Source organism: Anaerofustis stercorihominis (assembly GCF_024623185.1).
In the GTDB taxonomy this organism is placed as follows: Bacteria; Bacillota; Clostridia; order Eubacteriales; family Anaerofustaceae; genus Anaerofustis.
Map to the genome: position 1 here is coordinate 1 of NZ_JANJZK010000019.1, position 17656 is coordinate 17656.

The 17656-nt window shown below is 34.8% G+C and carries 19 protein-coding genes; 10 read left to right on the plus strand and 9 right to left on the minus strand.

Features of this window, described 5'->3' with window-relative positions:
- Positions 1–105: 105 nt before the first annotated feature.
- Both NSA01_RS08960 and NSA01_RS08965 read right to left on the minus strand, forming a co-directional pair.
- A complete protein-coding gene (locus NSA01_RS08960) occupies positions 106–567 on the minus strand; it encodes a hypothetical protein (protein WP_257481128.1) in 462 nt (153 codons plus the stop codon).
- 5 nt (positions 568–572) lie between these two features.
- Positions 573–926 carry a hypothetical protein gene (locus NSA01_RS08965; RefSeq protein ID WP_257481129.1) on the minus strand — a complete coding sequence of 118 codons (354 nt, stop codon included), beginning with the start codon at positions 924–926 and terminating at the stop codon, positions 573–575.
- A 169-nt stretch (positions 927–1095) separates the two neighbouring features.
- Here NSA01_RS08965 and NSA01_RS08970 point away from each other — a divergent pair, with 169 nt between their 5' ends.
- The 5 genes from NSA01_RS08970 (at position 1096) to NSA01_RS08990 (ending at position 5847) form a co-directional block, all read left to right on the plus strand.
- A complete protein-coding gene (locus NSA01_RS08970; protein WP_257481130.1) occupies positions 1096–1527 on the plus strand; it encodes a bactofilin family protein in 432 nt (143 codons plus the stop codon).
- Positions 1528–1553: 26 nt separating this feature from the next.
- Positions 1554–1745: a DUF1858 domain-containing protein gene (locus tag NSA01_RS08975; RefSeq protein ID WP_007049402.1), complete on the plus strand. Its 192-nt coding sequence runs from the start codon at positions 1554–1556 to the stop codon at positions 1743–1745.
- Between the two features lie 43 nt (positions 1746–1788).
- Positions 1789–2343 carry an ImmA/IrrE family metallo-endopeptidase gene (locus NSA01_RS08980; RefSeq protein WP_257481131.1) on the plus strand — a complete coding sequence of 185 codons (555 nt, stop codon included), beginning with the start codon at positions 1789–1791 and terminating at the stop codon, positions 2341–2343.
- Between the two features lie 106 nt (positions 2344–2449).
- Positions 2450–3889, plus strand: a complete 1440-nt coding sequence (locus tag NSA01_RS08985) for a hypothetical protein (protein WP_257481132.1) — start codon at positions 2450–2452, stop codon at positions 3887–3889.
- 11 nt (positions 3890–3900) lie between these two features.
- The gene (locus tag NSA01_RS08990; protein ID WP_257481133.1) at positions 3901–5847 is read left to right on the plus strand and encodes a portal protein; all 1947 of its coding nucleotides are present in this window, start codon (positions 3901–3903) and stop codon (positions 5845–5847) included.
- Positions 5848–5875: 28 nt separating this feature from the next.
- On the opposite strand, the gene NSA01_RS08995 is transcribed toward NSA01_RS08990, so the two are convergent.
- Positions 5876–6451 (minus strand): GNAT family N-acetyltransferase, encoded by a 576-nt coding sequence (locus NSA01_RS08995; protein WP_257481134.1) that lies wholly within the window; start codon positions 6449–6451, stop codon positions 5876–5878.
- A 202-nt stretch (positions 6452–6653) separates the two neighbouring features.
- Here NSA01_RS08995 and dprA point away from each other — a divergent pair, with 202 nt between their 5' ends.
- Positions 6654–7805, plus strand: a complete 1152-nt coding sequence (dprA, locus tag NSA01_RS09000; protein WP_257481135.1) for a DNA-processing protein DprA — start codon at positions 6654–6656, stop codon at positions 7803–7805.
- A gap of 36 nt (positions 7806–7841) precedes the next feature.
- Positions 7842–9914, plus strand: coding sequence for a type I DNA topoisomerase (gene topA / locus NSA01_RS09005; protein WP_257481136.1), 2073 nt, complete (start codon positions 7842–7844; stop codon positions 9912–9914).
- A 35-nt stretch (positions 9915–9949) separates the two neighbouring features.
- Here the strand turns inward: topA and NSA01_RS09010 are convergent, their stop codons facing one another.
- The 3 genes from NSA01_RS09010 to NSA01_RS09020 are packed head-to-tail and all read right to left on the minus strand — an operon-like array spanning position 9950 to position 12263.
- A complete protein-coding gene (locus NSA01_RS09010; protein ID WP_257481137.1) occupies positions 9950–10324 on the minus strand; it encodes a desulfoferrodoxin family protein in 375 nt (124 codons plus the stop codon).
- Between the two features lie 27 nt (positions 10325–10351).
- Positions 10352–11557, minus strand: a complete 1206-nt coding sequence (locus NSA01_RS09015) for an FprA family A-type flavoprotein (protein ID WP_257481138.1) — start codon at positions 11555–11557, stop codon at positions 10352–10354.
- A gap of 28 nt (positions 11558–11585) precedes the next feature.
- Complete coding sequence (locus NSA01_RS09020) at positions 11586–12263, minus strand: Crp/Fnr family transcriptional regulator (protein ID WP_257481139.1); 678 nt, start codon at positions 12261–12263, stop codon at positions 11586–11588.
- Between the two features lie 256 nt (positions 12264–12519).
- Between NSA01_RS09020 and NSA01_RS09025 the strand changes: the two genes are divergently transcribed.
- The 3 genes from NSA01_RS09025 to NSA01_RS09035 all read left to right on the plus strand — a co-directional run bounded on the left by NSA01_RS09025 (position 12520) and on the right by NSA01_RS09035 (position 14195).
- Positions 12520–12939, plus strand: coding sequence for a DUF2871 domain-containing protein (locus NSA01_RS09025; RefSeq protein ID WP_257481140.1), 420 nt, complete (start codon positions 12520–12522; stop codon positions 12937–12939).
- Between the two features lie 85 nt (positions 12940–13024).
- Positions 13025–13522 carry a GNAT family N-acetyltransferase gene (locus NSA01_RS09030; RefSeq protein ID WP_257481141.1) on the plus strand — a complete coding sequence of 166 codons (498 nt, stop codon included), beginning with the start codon at positions 13025–13027 and terminating at the stop codon, positions 13520–13522.
- Between the two features lie 325 nt (positions 13523–13847).
- Positions 13848–14195 (plus strand): hypothetical protein, encoded by a 348-nt coding sequence (locus NSA01_RS09035; protein ID WP_257481142.1) that lies wholly within the window; start codon positions 13848–13850, stop codon positions 14193–14195.
- A gap of 437 nt (positions 14196–14632) precedes the next feature.
- Here NSA01_RS09035 and trpS read toward each other — a convergent pair whose 3' ends face one another.
- The 3 genes from trpS to NSA01_RS09050 all read right to left on the minus strand — a co-directional run bounded on the left by trpS (position 14633) and on the right by NSA01_RS09050 (position 17562).
- Positions 14633–15634, minus strand: a complete 1002-nt coding sequence (gene trpS / locus NSA01_RS09040; protein WP_257481143.1) for a tryptophan--tRNA ligase — start codon at positions 15632–15634, stop codon at positions 14633–14635.
- 640 nt (positions 15635–16274) lie between these two features.
- A complete protein-coding gene (locus tag NSA01_RS09045; RefSeq protein WP_257481144.1) occupies positions 16275–16745 on the minus strand; it encodes a GNAT family N-acetyltransferase in 471 nt (156 codons plus the stop codon).
- Between the two features lie 217 nt (positions 16746–16962).
- Entirely contained in the window at positions 16963–17562 is a 600-nt protein-coding gene (locus NSA01_RS09050) for an HD domain-containing protein (protein ID WP_257481145.1), read from the minus strand.
- Positions 17563–17656 lie beyond the last annotated feature (94 nt).

Genomic DNA, 17656 nt, shown 5'->3' on the forward strand with positions numbered 1-17656 from the left:
AATATTTGGACAAGCAAATATTTGGCGGGTCGTAGGGCAGAGCCCTGCATAGGGTTCCTAAGGGACGGAGTCCCTTATAAGGTTTTAGGGGTTGCGCCCCTTATATCATTTGATTTCTTTAACAAGCTGAACTTTTTTCATACCTTTGATGATACTGTCCGCTTTTACGTCTTTTATCCATACTTTCCCGCTGTCGATACCAATTTTGGAATCGGCTTTATCGATATAGCATATGAGTTTTGAGCCGTCTTTGAAATGGACATAGAAAATTTCGCTCGTATAGTCTTTATTGGATAAGACTTTGACTTTATGGTTTCCCATGTCTTTTATAAACTTTGCGGCAGTGCTGTCTTTACCGTCTATTTCTCTTTTTTCATTTACCACGGACATGAAAGGTTTATCTTCGTAGCTTATATATTCCACTTTTGTGATTTCTTTATTCAAAACTTGATTTTCCATTAGGGAATTTAACATCATCTTTTTTGAAAATCCGGGAGTAATAAGTAAAAATAAAACTAAAACTATCCCTATAATAATAAAAGGAAGATATTTTTTATTTGGCTTCATATCTCTTATTTTAGGTCCTTTCCTTTATACCCGTAGATGTAGCTTACGGGAAGTACAAACATGAACCCGACGCCTTTTTTTTCTATATTATCGAGTAATTTCATTATTTCGATAGTTACTTCGTCCAGCTTGTCATCGCTTTTTATTATGGACATCACCGTTATGTTTTTGGGTTTTTCTCCCGCTAACATTTTTCTTACCGAAGTAAACGTATGGCTGTCGGAGTTATCGTAATTCATCTCAACTTTTCCAAGCCCCGTAGAATTAAAAAAAGTCCCGCCGACTTCGCATTTCGATAATATTTCATGAACGTCGTCGATCAAATACGTATCGTTTAAAACTAAAAATAAAGCGTGCATAATTTACCTCCAAGATAACTTATATATAATTAGTTTATCATAAAAAAGTATAAAAATCTAACAAAAAACAACTCCTCGGCTTTTTTTCTTGTAATTTATTTTTCGCTGGTGTATAATTAATTACTGGTTAAAGAATAGATTAAATTATCTATAAAGAGAGGTATATATAATGGCAAAAAACAAACTTCAGGTATCTAATAAAAGAGTCAATTATGAACAAATAGATACTATTGTAGGTAGTGATATTACTTTTATAGGCGACCTTGCTTCCGGAGGAAACGTTAGATATGAAGGAAACTTAAAGGGTAATGTAAATTTGTCCGGAAATATAATAGTTGGCAGGAATGCATTTATATCGGGAAATATCAATGCAAAAAATGTTCATATAATAGGTACTGTTGAAGGAATTGTTACTTGTGAACAATTAAAAATCCTTTCTACGGGTAAACTAACCGGAGATGTTTATGTTGATAACATCATCATAGACGAAGGTGCTATTTTTATCGGCGGATGTAAAATAAAATCCACAGAGCTCAAAGACGAAGAACAGCTTAGCGAAGCTCTTGCCGTTAAAGAAGAAGAAACTGAAGAAGCACAGTAAATAGATATATAACGGAGGTAATAATAATGCAAATCACAAAAGATATGGGTATCATGGATATCGTGAATAAATATCCGCAGGCCGTTTCTGTATTTCAAGCATACGGTATGGGATGTATCGGATGTATGGCTGCAAGATTTGAAACATTGGAAGAAGGTGCAAATGCACACGGTATCAATGTTGACGATTTGGTAGACGATTTAAACGAAAATATTTAATTTTAAAAAGCCTCAAAAGAGGCTTTTTTTAGTAGGAGAAGATATGACCAAATATTTATACGAGAACATGTACGAAAAGGCAGAAAAGGTAAGAAGTGAATATTTTGTTAATACATATCCCGTGACCTTTGAAAAGTTTGAGGAAATATTTGACGATTTAAATTATAAACTCAAATTTTTCGATGACTGCGGTAAATCATGCGTTATCGGAAATATGCTGATTGTCGGCAATACCAAAATGGAAGATAACGAATACTTAAAAAAGAACTCCACATTATCTGACGAGACCAAGAAGAGGAGAGAGGCTTTGGCTCATGAGGCGGGACATCTTTTCTGTCACAGCATAAACCAGCTTGAAAGCGAAGATATCCCTCTTTCAAAGGAAGAAGCTCAGGCAGATGCATTTTCATTGTATTTTTTAATGCCCGACGATTTATTTGAAGAGTTTTACGATAATTCTTTTCTGATGTACGGCGGTTTTAATCCATATGACGCCAGCGAGGCTTTCGGCGTCACTGTGGATTTTACCATGAAGAGAAAGAAATACTTTGAAAAGAGCAGGAGGCACGAAAGAAAAAGGATTGGAGAAGATGTTTAAAATAGTTTAAATATCCGTCATTGAATAAATTTAAAAAGTAATATACTATTAAAGTAAAGTTTCCCTATAAGTTAGGGGGACTTTATTTTTTTACGGAGGTGATAAATTGAAAGTCAATAAAATAGGATATGAAATGCTTGACAGCACCCTTAAATCTATTCTTGATAAGAATGTTGATACGGGGCTTGTAAAGAGTTTTTTAGATATCCCAAATATCAGAACTGAAGATGACCATGAAGCGTATATCATTTTGGACGATGATATATATATGGAAGAAAACGAGGAAAAGAACAGGAAAGGATACATATATTATGCAGAAAATATAGGAGAGGGTTATATATATGTAGGCAAACAAAATGAAATAGAATTTACTCCCTATGATTTGCTGGAAAACAATCCCTTTGCTTTTAAAGAGCATACTCACGATTTGTCCGGAAGCGACTATACTATTTTCTGGGACAGCGTTACTGGAAAGCCGGAGAGCTGGCACCCGAGCAGACATACTCATGTTTCGGGGGAAGTGAGCGTAGACTGGGAGGATATCAACGAAAAGCCTGAGGTATTTCCTCCCGCGGAGCATTCCCACGGTTCGGGGGGCGAGCTTGACAGAGGCTGGGAGGATATCTTGAATAAACCGGGGCTATATGGAAATAATCTTCTTCATAATACGTCGTTTAAAGTTCATCAAAGGTACAAAGATTTAGATTTCCCGTTGGAAATAGTATCCGATGGTGAAGCAAAGATGATATTCGACAGGTGGGCTTTTATAAATGAACTAAATATCCCTATGTCCGTTTCCAAAGTTGAAAACGGAGGGTTCTCTGTTGAAGGAGTAAATAATGTAAGTAACTATGACATATTCAAAATAAGACAAACTGTCAAGGCAAGCGAGATAGGATATAGTAAAGGTGCGGGAATAAAAAGGTTAAATGTTTCCGTAAACGGAGAATTCGATAATGTGTACTCTATTGAGTTATATATAAATAATATGATGTTAGGAAATTTAAATAATAGTGATAATACAAATTTCCAAGTCAATTTTGGAGTGTTACGAAACGATATCGTATTTGAACTGCAAATAATATTCAAAAATGATGTTTTACCGAGCTTTAAACTTTATAATATCAAAATGGAAGCGGGAGAAGTAAAGACCGATTATGTGGACATAAGCGAAAGTCTTGAGCTTATGAGGTGCAAGAGGTATTATCAAAGGCTTACCTTGCCCGAGAATGTGATATTGAGCGCTTCACATAACCATATAAGGCTTATTTATCCCGGATATATAGGTATGATAGAAACTCCTTCGGTTAAATCATTAAATGACTTATATATCCATAAGACCGACGGGAGCAGTCATATAAAAATAGCGGGGGCGGGAGACGATTTGAGTACGTTTACAAACCTTGAATTCAAAGACAGTGCCCTCACAGTAAATACAAAAGATAAACTCTATACCATTCCCGAGAAGACTTATTATGTACCCAATTCAAGCTCTGCGGAACTGCTTTGGGATGAAAATGAAATAGAGCTTAGCGTAGGATACTAAAGGAGGAAAGAATGAAATATATTAAAAAAGAAGAAGCGGTCATTACGGATAAAAAAGAAGCAAAGTACGACGAGCACGAAATATGTTCATTTATATTCGATTTGCTTGAGAAAAAAAGAAGAGAGAGGCTTCCTTATGAACTGAAGTGGAGGCTTGCCATAAACTTCCTTCAGGGAGACCAGTATTCATATATAGACTCCGTAAGCGGAGGGATAATGGAGGTGGATAATGTCCAGTGGTGGCAGGAGAGAGAAGTATTCAATCAGATAGCTCCCATATACGACACCAGACTTGCAAAGTTATCCAAGCTAAAAGTGCTTATGAACGTAAGACCCGCCACAAATTCCAAGGACGATGTTAAATCCAGCAAGGTTTGCAAGAAAATCCTGGAGAGCATAGAAGAAGACTTGGAGATGAAGAAACTTCAAAAGCAGGCAAACATATGGGCAGAGAAGACGGGAAGCGCAATATGGGGAGTGTTTTGGGATAAGAATAAAGGAAAGACCATAGGTTATAAAGAACAATATGTGAAAAAAGAAAACAGCGATAAAAAAGAAAAAATAAATGCAGCTATAAAAGAGGGAGGTATAAATTATGAAATTATATCTCCTTTTGATTTTTTCCCTTCAAATGTATATGTGAAAGACATTGAGAGTTTGGACTATGCAATATGGTATAAAGTAATGAGCGTTAAAGAGATTGAAAATATGTTTAATACGACAGTAGAGGGATATGAAAATAATGTAGTTTCTTATTCTAAGGCAAGAACGAACGTAGGGGGACTTGGAAGCAAAGGGCACGGTTACAGCGAAAGCAGCAAGGATATAGATTTAAGTGCCGAGGTCATATCATATTTCGAAAAGCCTACAAACCGTTATCCCAAAGGCAGATATATAGTCTGTACCAAGGATAACGTCCTTCACATGGGAGACCTTCCTTATATAAATGCCGAGGACGGAGAAAGAGAACTTCCCTTTGTCATTCAAAAGTCTCTTGACTACGGAGAGTTCTTCGGAGAGAGCATTATAAATAGGCTCATACCTCTTCAAAGAAGGTTTAATAACATCAAAAACAGGAAGCAGGAATATTTGAACAGGGTGGCGATAGGGCAGATAACATATGAAAAGGGGAGTATCGATGAAGACGATGTACTCGATATGGGGCTTGCTCCGGGAGCCGTGATACCGAGAAGACAGGGAAGCGAAGAACCGTCCTATCTAAGGACGCCCGCACTCCCTTCCACAATACTAAGTGACGAGAAAGCCACGGAAGAACTTTTTATTACACTCAGCGGAGTGAGCGAAATGAGCAGGAATTCTTACAATCCGAAGAACGTGACTTCCGGTGTTGCACTGTCATTACTTCAGGATCAGGACGATACAAGGCTTGCACTGAACTATGAAAATATGTACGACACGAGGATAAAGATAGCAAAGCAGACCCTTAGGATACTGAAGAATTCCGTTACAACTCCAAGGCTTTCCAAATATGTGGATATGAAAGGTCAGGTAGAGGTTTTTTATTGGGACGGGACGAATATAAATTCCACGGATATATATATCGACAGCACATCCCTTCTTGCAAAGACCCCTGAAAGCAGGAGAGAACTTGTCCTTGACCTTATGGAGAGAGGGCTTTTTAACGACCCCGACACGGGAAAAGTAACAAAGGAAACATTGGTAAAACTCTTTGAAATGATAGAGCTAGGAAACTGGGAAGATTACTGCGAAAGCGTTGATCCTAATATATCAAAAGTAGACAGGGAAAATATCAATATGCTTAAGGGCAGAGAAGCTAAATTCAAACCTTACGACGAACATCAGCTTCATAAAAATGAACACATAAACTTTATGTTAAGCGAGGAGTTTGAAAATGCGTGCGAAAATGACGGAGACCTTGAAAACAGATTTTTAAAACACATAGAGCTTCACGATAAAGCTTTGAATTCCGCTTCATAAAATAAAATGCCGGTCAGACCGGCATTTCTCATTTTATTTTCTTCATAAATATAGGGCTTCCCAGTCCTTGTATGAAAGTAAAAAAATTAAAACTCTTCTTATATTCTTCAAAGCCCAGTTTTTTATAAAGCCTATGGGCATTTTTATTCTTTGATAACACTTCCAAATGACATTCTTTGTATCTTTCCATATCACAAACATAATATAGAAGCTTTCCTGCAATACCCTTATTCCTATGATTTTCGCTTGTAGCAACGAGTTCAACGTATATTTGATTATCCTTTGTTATCGGAATGGTATCCGTCGACATCCTAAGCTGTTTATATATGAGTTTTCCTTTTTTATTGAAAATCTGTTTACACACATCTTCTTTAAAGTCGTATACTCTATCCTTCAGTGTACTGACTCCCAAAACGCCGATGACTTCGTCGTCTTCTATGTATACATACATCATATTAAAATCAAAGGATAACAGAAAGAGTTTTAAAGCTTCGTCCTTTGTGGCAAATTTAAGGGTATCTTTGAACCCTTCGGTAAATACTTTTACCGCTTCGGTCTTATTTTCTTCGCTTAGGGTATTTAAATTTACGATATTTCCGTTCATCGATAGTATTCTCCTCTTGGAATGCTTTTTTTTATTTTATCATAGTAAAATCAAATATACTATAAATATTTTATCTCGATTATATAACAGGTATTTACAATGTGACCTATTATTGTCCTATTTGTGACCAAATGTTCTAAGAGTGTTGAAATTTGTCGAAAAATGTTTTATCCTTTAAACATAGGATAAAAGGAGATTAAGTATGAATATAGAAAAATGGTTATGGTTGATGTCAATTCAAAATATCGGAGCAAAAAGAGCTATTAATTTATATGATTATTTCGGTTCCATAGATGAGATATATTTAAATGATGATATAAATAAATATACTAAGGTCAGCGGAATAACTCTCGATATCGCAACAAGGCTCACTATGGATAAAGATTTAAGTAAATTCAACAGGATTATTGATAGGATGTATAATGAGGGTATCAACTACATTACCATGGATGATAAATATTATCCTTATTCTCTAAAGGAAATTTACGATTATCCTCCCATACTGTTTTACAGAGGTAAAAATCTATTCATCGAAGAAAACCCAATGATTTCCATTGTAGGTACCAGAAAAGCCAGCAATTACGGGATGCAGGTGGCAATGGACTTTGCAAGGGAATTTTCAAATAAAGGTTTGGATGTGGTAAGCGGTATGGCTGCGGGGATAGATACATACGCTCACAGAGGTGCATTACAGGGGTTTGGGGATACCATAGCCGTACTTGGTTCGGGAGTGGATAAAATCTACCCGAAATCAAATACGAAGCTTTACGATGAAATAATAGAGCGAGGCATGGTCATCAGTGAATATTTTCCGGGGACGGAACCTTTGAGCCATCATTTCCCCGCAAGAAACAGGATCATAAGCGGACTGTCACACGGGACTATCGTGATAGAAGCTTCATATAAAAGCGGTTCACTGATAACCGCAAGATATGCCAACGAACAGGGAAGAGAAGTATATTCCGTTCCGGGCAATATTACTTCCGCCTTATGTGAAGGGAGCAATTCTCTTTTAAAAGACGGAGCTAAGCTTATATTAAGTGCAAACGATGTTTTGGAAGATTTATATTATGTTCTTGACAGACCAAATATGGAAAGGATAACCGATATAATAGAAGCGAGAGAAGTGAAGGCTATAAGAGAAGTAAAAAAGGAAGTAAATATCCTTGATAAATATGAACTTTCCGATGATGAAAGGAATATATGCCAGGCAATTTTAGACGGAAATAACACCTCGGACCTTATAAATGAAAATCTGGGGCTCGAAATAAATCTTATAAATTCTGTCTTGACAATGTTGGAAATTAGAGGTATTGTTATTAGCACAGGCGCAAATCTTACCGTCAAACAGTAGATAACGCGCATAACTCATCATCGAAAGGAGTAGGGGATGTCTTATAGATTAGTAATAGTGGAATCACCTGCTAAAGCGAAAACAATACAAAAATATTTGCCTAAGGATTGCAAAGTAGTTGCGTCTAAGGGGCATGTCATCGATTTACCCAAATCAAAGCTCGGCATAGATATAGAAAATGATTTCGAGCCGGATTATAAAACTATAAGAGGTCAGGGGGAAAGGCTTAAAAAGCTTAAAGCGGACGCAAAAAAAGCCGATGAAGTTATTCTCGCAACTGATAACGATAGAGAAGGAGAAGCTATTTCATGGCATCTTGCCAATTATTTAGGGCTTGATTTAAAAGATAAAAACAGGATGGAGTTTTTGGAAATAACTCCGGCTGCAATTAAAAATGCGATAAAAAACAAAAGAACCATAGATATGAACATAGTGGACGCACAGCAAGCCAGAAGAGTTCTCGACAGGCTTGTGGGATATAAAATAAGTCCCGTCCTTTGGAGCAAAGTATTAAGGGGACTAAGTGCCGGAAGAGTTCAGTCCGTTGCCATGAGGCTTATAGTAGATAAAGAAAATGAAATAAGAAATTTCGTAAGCGAAGAATACTGGCTTATGGAAGGGCTTTTCAATAAGATAGATACAAAAGAGGAGTTTTTAAGTAAACTGGCTCTTATAAAAGGCAAAAAAGCCGAAGTAAAGACAAAAGAAGACGCAGATAAAATAGTAAGGGATTTAAAAGAAAATAAGTATATCGTTAAAGAGGTCAAAAGAGGTACGAAGAAGAAAAATTCACCTCCTCCTTTTGAAACCAGTTCAATGCAGCAGGACGCAAACAATAAGCTTAATTTCTCTATTTCAAAGACTATGATGCTGGCTCAGCAGCTCTATGAAGGGGTGGAAGTTGAAGGGATAGGTCAGATAGGTCTTATCACTTATCTAAGGACCGACTCTACAAGGCTGTCCGAAGAAGCTGTAAAAGCCGGAAGTGCATTTATAACAGATAAATACGGTAAGGAATTCCTCGGATATACCGGACCGAAGGGAAAAGCAAACAGTAAGATACAAGACGCCCATGAAGCGATAAGACCGTCAGATGTAAATCTTACTCCGAATAAACTCAAAACTTCTCTGAACCAAGACCAGCTTAAATTATATACACTTATATATAACAGATTTTTGGCGTCACTTATGACTCCTGCGGTTTATGACACTTTAAGAGTGGATATAGAAAACGGAGATTATATCTTCCGTTCTACGGGTTCGAGAGTCAAGTTCAAAGGCTACCTTGAAGTATATGATTTTGCAGGCAAAAAAGACAAAGACGGTGAAAACGAAAATATACCGCTGCTTACAGAGGGTGAAGAAGTCGATTTGAAAAAATTATCTCCTATCCAAAAGTTCACTCAGCCTCCGGCAAGGTATAACGAAGCGAGCCTTGTAAAGGTACTTAAAGAAGAGGGGATAGGAAGACCTTCCACTTATTCTCAGATAATCAATACCATAAAAAACAGAGGCTATGTTGAAGTAAATCAAAGAAGATTTTCTCCTACGATGATAGGAGAAGCGGTGGATAAGTTACTCAGAGAAAATTTTGAAGATATAGTAGACGTCGATTTTACCGCTCAAATGGAAAGCACTTTGGATAATATAGAAGAAGGCAATAAAAAATGGAAAGATGTTATTGCCGAGTTCTATAAAGGGCTTGAAAAGGAACTTGATAAAGTCAAAGACATAGAGAGGATAAAACTTCCGGAAGAAGAAACCGATGAAGTCTGTGAAAACTGCGGGAAACCTATGGTGATCAAATACGGAAGGTTCGGCAAATTCATGGCGTGCAGCGGTTATCCCGACTGTAAGACGACAAAACCTATCGTCAAAGAAATAGATGCGGAATGTCCTAAATGCGGGGGACAGGTCGTTGAAAGGAAAAGCAAAAAGGGCAGTATATTCTACGGATGTAAAAATTATCCAAACTGCGACTTTGCTTCTTCACAGAAACCTACAAAGAAAATATGTCCCAAATGCGGGGAGCTTTTATACGAAAGCAAAGGTAAGACAAAGAAATTGTTTTGTAAAAATAAAGAATGTAAATATAAAGAAGAACAATAAAAAAGGAGCATGTTGCTCCTTTTTATTTGTCTTAACTATTTTTTCCATAATCCGTGAAGATTGCAATATTCATATGTAGCAACAAGTTCATCTCCGTCAGCTAAAATGAATTCGGCTTTTGGTTCGTCACCCGGTTTTAAATTCTTGATTTGATGACCCATTTTTGTTTCTATCCAAATGAATTCGATGTGATGTTTTTCTTCCATAGGATGAATGACATCTCCTACTTGTACGCTTACTTTATTTCCGTCAACGCTTACTGCCGGTACATGCTTTTCAACAGCGGCATCTGTTGTTCCCGCCTTTAGTTCTTCCATTTTTTCTCCGCAGCACATTACCGGTACTCCTTGATTTTTAGCGAAAACGATGATGTTTCCGCAGTGTTTACATCTGTAAAATTTTGCTTCCATGATTTTTTTACCTCTCTTTTTTATTGTTTATAATGATTTTATTATTTGGTCTGCTAATTTATTCAAACTATTTAAACTGTCATCTTTTAAAGCTGATTTTATAGTTACTTCTTCTTCGATGAAATTACAGTTTTTAAGTTTTTCCAAAATGGCTTTCATTTTTTTGTTTGCAGAAGGTCCCCAAGAACCGTTTTCTATAAGTGCAATATTCCTGCTACTAAGATTGTGAGCCGCTACCTCGTGAAGGAGGGCTTCCATTTTAGGGAATATTTCATTGTTATAAGTTATTGACGCGAATACGAGTGTTGAATATTTGAATGCGTCCGAGATTATATATGAAGGGTCTGTTTTGGATACATCATATACCCTTATATGTTTAGCACCTTTATCAGCCAACGTATTTGCAAGTATATTGGCTGCGGTCTCCGTATGACCGTAGATAGATGCGTAAGCTATCACCACCGATTTTTCTTCCGGCGTATAAGTGCTCCATAGATTATATTTATCCAAAATGAATGCTATGTCTTTTTTATCTCTCCATATGTGTCCGTGAAGAGGACATATCATTTCAATGTCAAGAGCAGAAGCTTTCTTTAATACAGCTTGGACTTGAGGACCGTACTTTCCTACGATATTTGTAAAATATCTTCTGTTTTCGTCAAGCCAGTCTCTTTCGTAATTTACTTCATCGGTGTATAGATTCCCGTCTATAGCTCCGAAAGTTCCGAAGGCATCGGCTGAGAATAAGATTTTATCCTCTGTATCATAAGTAACCATAACTTCGGGCCAATGAACCATAGGTGCCATAACGAAAGCAAGAGTGTGTTTTCCTGTGTTCAAAGTGTCATTTTCTTTTACCAAAACTACTCTTGAATCTATATCGAAGTTAAAAAACTGTTTTATCATGTTCACTGTTTTTTGATTTGCAACTACTTTTACATCGGGATATCTGTCCACTATTTCTTCTATCATTGCACAGTGGTCGGGTTCCATATGGTTTACCACGATATAGTCAAGGTTTCTTTCTTTGAGCACCGCTTTAACGTTTGTTAGAAATTCACTGCTTGCATTTTTGTCTACGGTATCCAGTAAGACCGTCTTTTCATCCATAAGTAAATATGAGTTATAAGATACTCCGTTTTCTACCGGATAGATGTTTTCAAAAAGTGCTATCCTTCTGTCGTTTGCTCCCACAAAATATAAGTCTTCGGTTATTTTTCTGATACTTTCCATTATCTAAAATCATCCTTTCTTTTCTGTCTTAAAAACATAGGTCTTGAAGTTTTTCTTCTTCCAAGACCGTTATATATTTTTTATCTACTTTTATAAGTTTATCTTTTTGCATTTTCATCAAGCTCCTCGAAAGCGAAGGTCTTTTCACCCCGAAGTAATCTGCCATTTCTTCTCTTGTCATATTTAGTGTTACTCTTTTATCGTCTTTCATACTTTGAATTAAATAAAGAGCTATTTTTTCTTCCAAAGTAGTCGCGGATAAAATATGTATTTTCTTCATCAGCGTAAGGGCTTTATCCGATTGAAGCTGCATGATATTTTTTATAAGCATTTTATGAAAATCACATGCTTTTTCACATACGTTAAAGAAGAAATTCCAAGGTATTATCATAACCTTCGATTTCTTTGCTGAAATAGCGTCATAATAGTTCAGTGAGTTATCAAGTCCGTGAAATAAATCTCCGAAAATCTCGCCGTCCTCAACTTCGTAAAATACATTCCTGTTTCCCGACGGATAATCTTTTATTATCATCACTTCACCTTTTAACAAAACATAAAGGTAATCCGATATTTCATCTTCGCTGAAAATCACTTCATCAGCCGAGTATTCTTTTATTCTCGAGTTGGAACAATGAAGCATTTTTTCTATGGATACTTCATCTATCCCTCTGAACAATTCAGACTTGGCAATAAGTTTTAGATCCATTCTTTTTCCCTTATTCAGATTTGTTACCTCACCAATGAATTTTCTATATAATACCAGAAAAATATCAGTATTTCGGTAACATTTGTTACAATTATATATCTTTTACTATGATTTTGCAATGTTTTTAATTATATTTTAATAATTGAAAATGGAAAAATATACAAATTGTAACTTTTGATTTGTAAAATTTATTATCTATTGATTTTAAATATAATAGTGTTAAAATTATTTCATATGATTTAAGGGAGGTTAAAGTATGAAAAGATTATTAAATACTTCATTTATGTACGCTGTCCTTGCAATGATAGGCGGGGTGTTCTACAGAGAATTTACAAAATATAATGATTTTACGGGAGTTACCATGCTTCGGGGAGTACATGGGCATTTATTCATGCTGGGTATGATAATGTTCCTTGTTATCTTACTTTTAAATGAAAAGTTCGATATCGTAAGTTCAAATAAATTCAATATGTTTTATATTATTTACAATATAGGTGTTTTGTTGACATCCGTTATGTTAACAGTACACGGTGTCATAGAAGTTTTAAATGTCAATGCGTCTAAAGCTTTACTGTCATCAATTTCGGGGATCTCCGGTATAGGACATATATTGGCAGGTATAGGTATAGTTTTACTTTTCTTCATGCTTAGAGAGAGGATAAATGAAAAGGAGTAAATAAGTACATAAAATTATAGATGATATGTTTTAAACGATAATGATATCAATATAAATGACATGTAATAGTATACGGAGAAGACATATGACATTCGATAAAATAAATATAAACGAAAAAGATAAGATAAAAGACCTTTCGCTATTTGCTTCAAATATAGTAAAGGAATATTTTGACCCTATAATCGGGATTGCACAAAACGATTATATGATAGAAAAATTCCAAAGTGTAAAATCTATAACTTCTCAGCTAAGTGAGGGGTATGACTACTATTTTGTTCTGGACGATTTAAGTCAAAGGATAGGGTTCATCTCATTTTATCCTAAAGATGAATATATGTATCTAAGTAAGTTTTATCTAAGTAAAGATAACAGGGGAAAGGGATACGCAAAAGCAATGCTTGATTTTATCATAGAAGAAGCAGGAAGATTTGGACTTAGAGGTGTGACTTTAAATGTGAATAAGAATAACCCCGTTATAAATGTATATGAACACTTTGGATTTATAAAAATTAAAGAAGAGAAAAATGATATAGGCGGTGGTTTTTATATGGACGATTTTGTTTATAGGTATGAAATAGTCTAAATGATATAGGATAAATTATAATGAAAAAAGTTTTTTATATAATATCGATATCTTTACAATTAGCAGGTGCTTTACTTAAAATGTTATATTCCGTTTCAACAAAACGCAGTAACATAATAAAAAACAATTATTAAGTAGCTTTAGCCAAAGTTAAATCTTATAAATTTAGCTTTTTGATATATCTCGGTTAAGGATAAAACAGCGATTAAGTGAACGAAAATGGTTATAAGCAGCATAAAGTAATGTAACTAAGGAGCTGTTTGACATTACCGATCCGCTCATGCTAGAATGAAAACAGCTATATGTTTGTTATGGAGGGATTTTGATGTTTAATGAAATCTGCATTTATGAAGCGAAAATCGATAAACAAGATGAAATCGAAACTTTGATGAAAGATGTTTCTGAGTTTTATCTTTCTCAGACGGGTGTTATAGATGTGAAGTATATCAAACGTACACACCGCCAAAAGGATTTCAATGCAGTAAAGGAAGGTGAACCGCCTATCCGCCTTACTAGATGGGTAGGTAAAGTTACATATATTTTGCACTGGACACTAGAAGATGAAGAAACTCATGCCCGAGTTTCGAAGCTTGGGTTGGAGAAATTTTATAAAAGATGGAATCGCTGTCTTACTACAATGCCTAAAATTTTATTGGGTGAGGATATTGTATAGTTCGACAGGCTAATCTTATCTTGGTTTTATTTTGATTTAAAAAACTTAATACATAAACGTTTATTTCTTTATACTTTTTTTCATAATTTCTCATTTTAATTACGCCTATTAATAAATAACCTTTTTTTTAATGTCTTAAAATTAAGAGCTTCTGCTGTACTTCCGCACCTATCTATAAATTTATTATTCCATTTATTATTTAAATATCAATCTCATTTATTAGAACTGACAATTTTATATTTTCAAAGCTGATTATCAAGCCAATTTTTTACTTTCTCGTTACTAAAACCATGCTCATAAGCATACATGGTTTCTTTGTTTTTTAGTGATTAAGCCAAATCAAATAAATCATTTTTATTTAATTTTCTTATCTTTGATTTTTTCTTCTCGGTATCGTACGCATATACATTAAAAAAGGAGCATGATTACTCCCTTTTTTATAAACTGTAGAAACCTACTTTTTTCTTTACTTTTCTGAGTGTCTTATTTGCTATATAAGAAGCACTGTCTCTGCTGTCTTTCAGTACCTCGTTGACGTAAGTCTTATCTTTGCATAGTCTGTTAAATTCGTCCTGGATAGGAGAGAGTCTGTCGGCGATGCTTTCTCCCACCGCATTTTTAAAGTATGCATAATTTTTTCCGTCAAAATCTTTTACTGCTTCTTCGATAGTTTTATTTGCCGCACAGGAGTATATTTCAAGAAGATTTGATACTCCGGGCTTATTCTCTTTATCGTAGATTATATTCATATCCGAGTCTGTGACTGCTCTTTTGCATTTTGACATTATCACATCTTTACCGTCTATCATCGAAATAAATCCGTTTTTGTTTTCATCGGATTTTGACATCTTCTTTAAAGGATCCTGAAGGGACATTATCCTTGCTCCGTTTTCTCCGTAGTATCCTTCGGGAACTTTGAAAGTAGGAGAGTAGTTATTGTTAAATCTGTTTGCTATGGTCCTTGTAAGCTCCAAATGCTGTTTTTGGTCGTCTCCGACGGGAACGAGGTCTGCCTGATAGAGAAGTATATCCGCCGCCATAAGCACGGGATAGTCGAATAGTCCCACTTTTATATTTTCTCCCTGGCTCTTGGATTTGTCTTTATATTGGGTCATTCTCGAAAGTTCGCCCATATGAGCGTTGCAGTTTAGTATCCACTGAAGTTCTGCGTGTGCGGGAACATGAGACTGTATGAATAAGAGAGATTTTTTAGGGTCTATACCGCTTGCAATGAGCATTGCCGCACATTCGAAACTTCTTCTTCTTAGTTCAGCCGGGACTTGGTTTACAGTAATTGCATGCATATCGGCTATGAAATAAATGCATTTATAGTCGTCCTGACGTTCCACCCAGTTTTTTATCGCTCCGAAATAATTTCCTATTGTAAATTCTCCGCTGGATTGTATCCCGCTTAGTATCGTTTTTTTATCTTCTGACATAGTCCTACCTCTGAATATATTTAAATTTGATTTTCTGTTTTACTATAATTATTAATAATACCAATATTTCTCTTTATTTTCAACAGAAAACAATGATTATTGAGTAAATGTGATGTTTGATATAGATAATGACTTAATAGGTCTTATTTATATATTTAAAAACATTATTATTTATGATTTTTATATAAAAGCGATAGCTTGAAATTTTAAACCATATTATATTCATTATAAATTTTATTTAACTTTTGTTACAATAAATTATATATATCAATAAAATATAATAATATATTATATATGATTTTTACTTAAATAAGTTTTATATAAATCAGCCTTTGATTATTTTAAATAAATCACATTGTTAAACTAATTTTAAAAGCTTTGTTAAAAATAGGGTATACGAAATTAGAATGGATAATTATAAAAGTATCTCTATCATTGGTTGTTTATCAGTGTTCTATGCCGATTAAATTAAAAAATTTAATCTCTCAATCTAATAATAAAATATATGATTTAATATCTTAAACATTTATTAAATATATTATCATTAAACAGATTTTAAATATATGGACTATTTTATACTCAGTCTTATATAAAGAAAAAATCGTTTTAGGATTTAAACTATTTTACTAAAACTACTGATTTATATAACTTTCACAAAGATATCTTTTTCATCATCAAGTAAGTATCCTGAGGACAACAATACTCCTCTTGAAGCTTTATTTTCCTTTTCCGGCTGTACGACTATCCTTTTTGCGTCGTCATGGTATTTTATTTTTTCTTCCAATTTTCTTACGATTTCCTTACCGTATCCTTTGGAAAGAAACTCTGTTTCACCGATCATATAATCAATACTGTAAGTCCCGCCGAGCTTCGTATATCCTCCCCAGTCTTCATCACTGTCTTCACATGCGTAGTACTGGCAAAATCCTATAGGTTTACCCTTGATTTCAACGATACAATGACTTATCCAATTAAATTCACTGTCTGACTTTTCAGCTTCTTCGATCCAGCTCTCAGGTTCATGGTACCACTTTGCTACATGAGGCTTGTATAACCACTTTTTAAATGTTTCTAAATCGCTTTTGTTCATTTTTCTAATATTTATTGCCATACTATTTCTCTTTTCTTTGTTTTTCTTTTAAGTTAAGATATGTATCATAATTAATGTAATTATATTTTTATAAATTATTTTATTAACTTTACTTTAAAATAATCCTTTTGATATTGTATCATTTAAAAAATTTTTTATTTTTAAAGATTTAAATAAACAATATAAATAAATATTATATTTTAATACTTATAAAATCTTATTATAGGCTCAAGATATATTATTCTTCACTGTCTATCCTTCCTTTTTTGACATTTGGAATGACAAAGCTATTATATGCATATTCCCATAGTATTTTAGAACCCTTACTTGTGTTTTTATTCCTGTTAAGTATCTGGTCAAGTTTCACACCCCATTCCTGCCAGCTTTTTCCATCATTTGCCGCATTGAGCATCATAGGCTGGATATTATCCATGGTATGAGCAAACCTTGCTTCCTTTGTTTCCCCCGTTTCAAATTCTTCCCATAAATCCATTAGCTTTTCTCCTTGGTCGGAAGGGAGAAGTCCGAAAATCCTCTTTGCCGCTTTTTCTTCACGCTCTCTTTGTGATTTTTGTCCTTCTTTATCGTATGCAAATGTATCTCCCGCGTCGATTTCCACTATGTCATGAATGAGAAGCATCTTTATCGTCCTCAGTACATCTATTTCTTCATTCGCATATTCTCTGAGTAAAAAAGTCATTACCGCCATGTGCCATGCATGTTCCGCGTCGTTTTCTCTTCTTTTTGCTCCCGTTAAGTATGTCTGCCTTTCGATAAATTTTTCTTTATCTATTTCTCTGAAAAATTCAAATTGCTTATCTATCCTGTTTTTATCCATTTTTTCTCTCCGTTTTATTTAATATGTTTAATTATAGATAATCATTTTCTTAAAAGCAAGGGGGAGGGGCGCTGCCCCTTACACCCCTTAACTC

Bases quoted from the DNA above. Each gene is read 5' to 3' on its own strand.
- NSA01_RS08965 (WP_257481129.1), bottom strand. From the start codon at position 926: ATGCACGCTTTATTTTTAGTTTTAAACGATACGTATTTGATCGACGAC.
- NSA01_RS09010 (WP_257481137.1), bottom strand. From the start codon at position 10,324: ATGGAAGCAAAATTTTACAGATGTAAACACTGCGGAAACATCATCGTT.
- NSA01_RS08970 (WP_257481130.1), top strand. From the start codon at position 1,096: ATGGCAAAAAACAAACTTCAGGTATCTAATAAAAGAGTCAATTATGAA.
- NSA01_RS09025 (WP_257481140.1), top strand. From the start codon at position 12,520: ATGAAAAGATTATTAAATACTTCATTTATGTACGCTGTCCTTGCAATG.
- NSA01_RS08995 (WP_257481134.1), bottom strand. From the start codon at position 6,451: ATGAACGGAAATATCGTAAATTTAAATACCCTAAGCGAAGAAAATAAG.
- NSA01_RS09045 (WP_257481144.1), bottom strand. From the start codon at position 16,745: ATGGCAATAAATATTAGAAAAATGAACAAAAGCGATTTAGAAACATTT.
- NSA01_RS09030 (WP_257481141.1), top strand. From the start codon at position 13,025: ATGACATTCGATAAAATAAATATAAACGAAAAAGATAAGATAAAAGAC.
- topA (WP_257481136.1), top strand. From the start codon at position 7,842: ATGTCTTATAGATTAGTAATAGTGGAATCACCTGCTAAAGCGAAAACA.
- trpS (WP_257481143.1), bottom strand. From the start codon at position 15,634: ATGTCAGAAGATAAAAAAACGATACTAAGCGGGATACAATCCAGCGGA.
- NSA01_RS09015 (WP_257481138.1), bottom strand. From the start codon at position 11,557: ATGGAAAGTATCAGAAAAATAACCGAAGACTTATATTTTGTGGGAGCA.
- dprA (WP_257481135.1), top strand. From the start codon at position 6,654: ATGAATATAGAAAAATGGTTATGGTTGATGTCAATTCAAAATATCGGA.
- NSA01_RS09035 (WP_257481142.1), top strand. From the start codon at position 13,848: ATGTTTAATGAAATCTGCATTTATGAAGCGAAAATCGATAAACAAGAT.
- NSA01_RS09050 (WP_257481145.1), bottom strand. From the start codon at position 17,562: ATGGATAAAAACAGGATAGATAAGCAATTTGAATTTTTCAGAGAAATA.
- NSA01_RS09020 (WP_257481139.1), bottom strand. From the start codon at position 12,263: ATGGATCTAAAACTTATTGCCAAGTCTGAATTGTTCAGAGGGATAGAT.
- NSA01_RS08990 (WP_257481133.1), top strand. From the start codon at position 3,901: ATGAAATATATTAAAAAAGAAGAAGCGGTCATTACGGATAAAAAAGAA.
- NSA01_RS08960 (WP_257481128.1), bottom strand. From the start codon at position 567: ATGAAGCCAAATAAAAAATATCTTCCTTTTATTATTATAGGGATAGTT.
- NSA01_RS08975 (WP_007049402.1), top strand. From the start codon at position 1,554: ATGCAAATCACAAAAGATATGGGTATCATGGATATCGTGAATAAATAT.
- NSA01_RS08980 (WP_257481131.1), top strand. From the start codon at position 1,789: ATGACCAAATATTTATACGAGAACATGTACGAAAAGGCAGAAAAGGTA.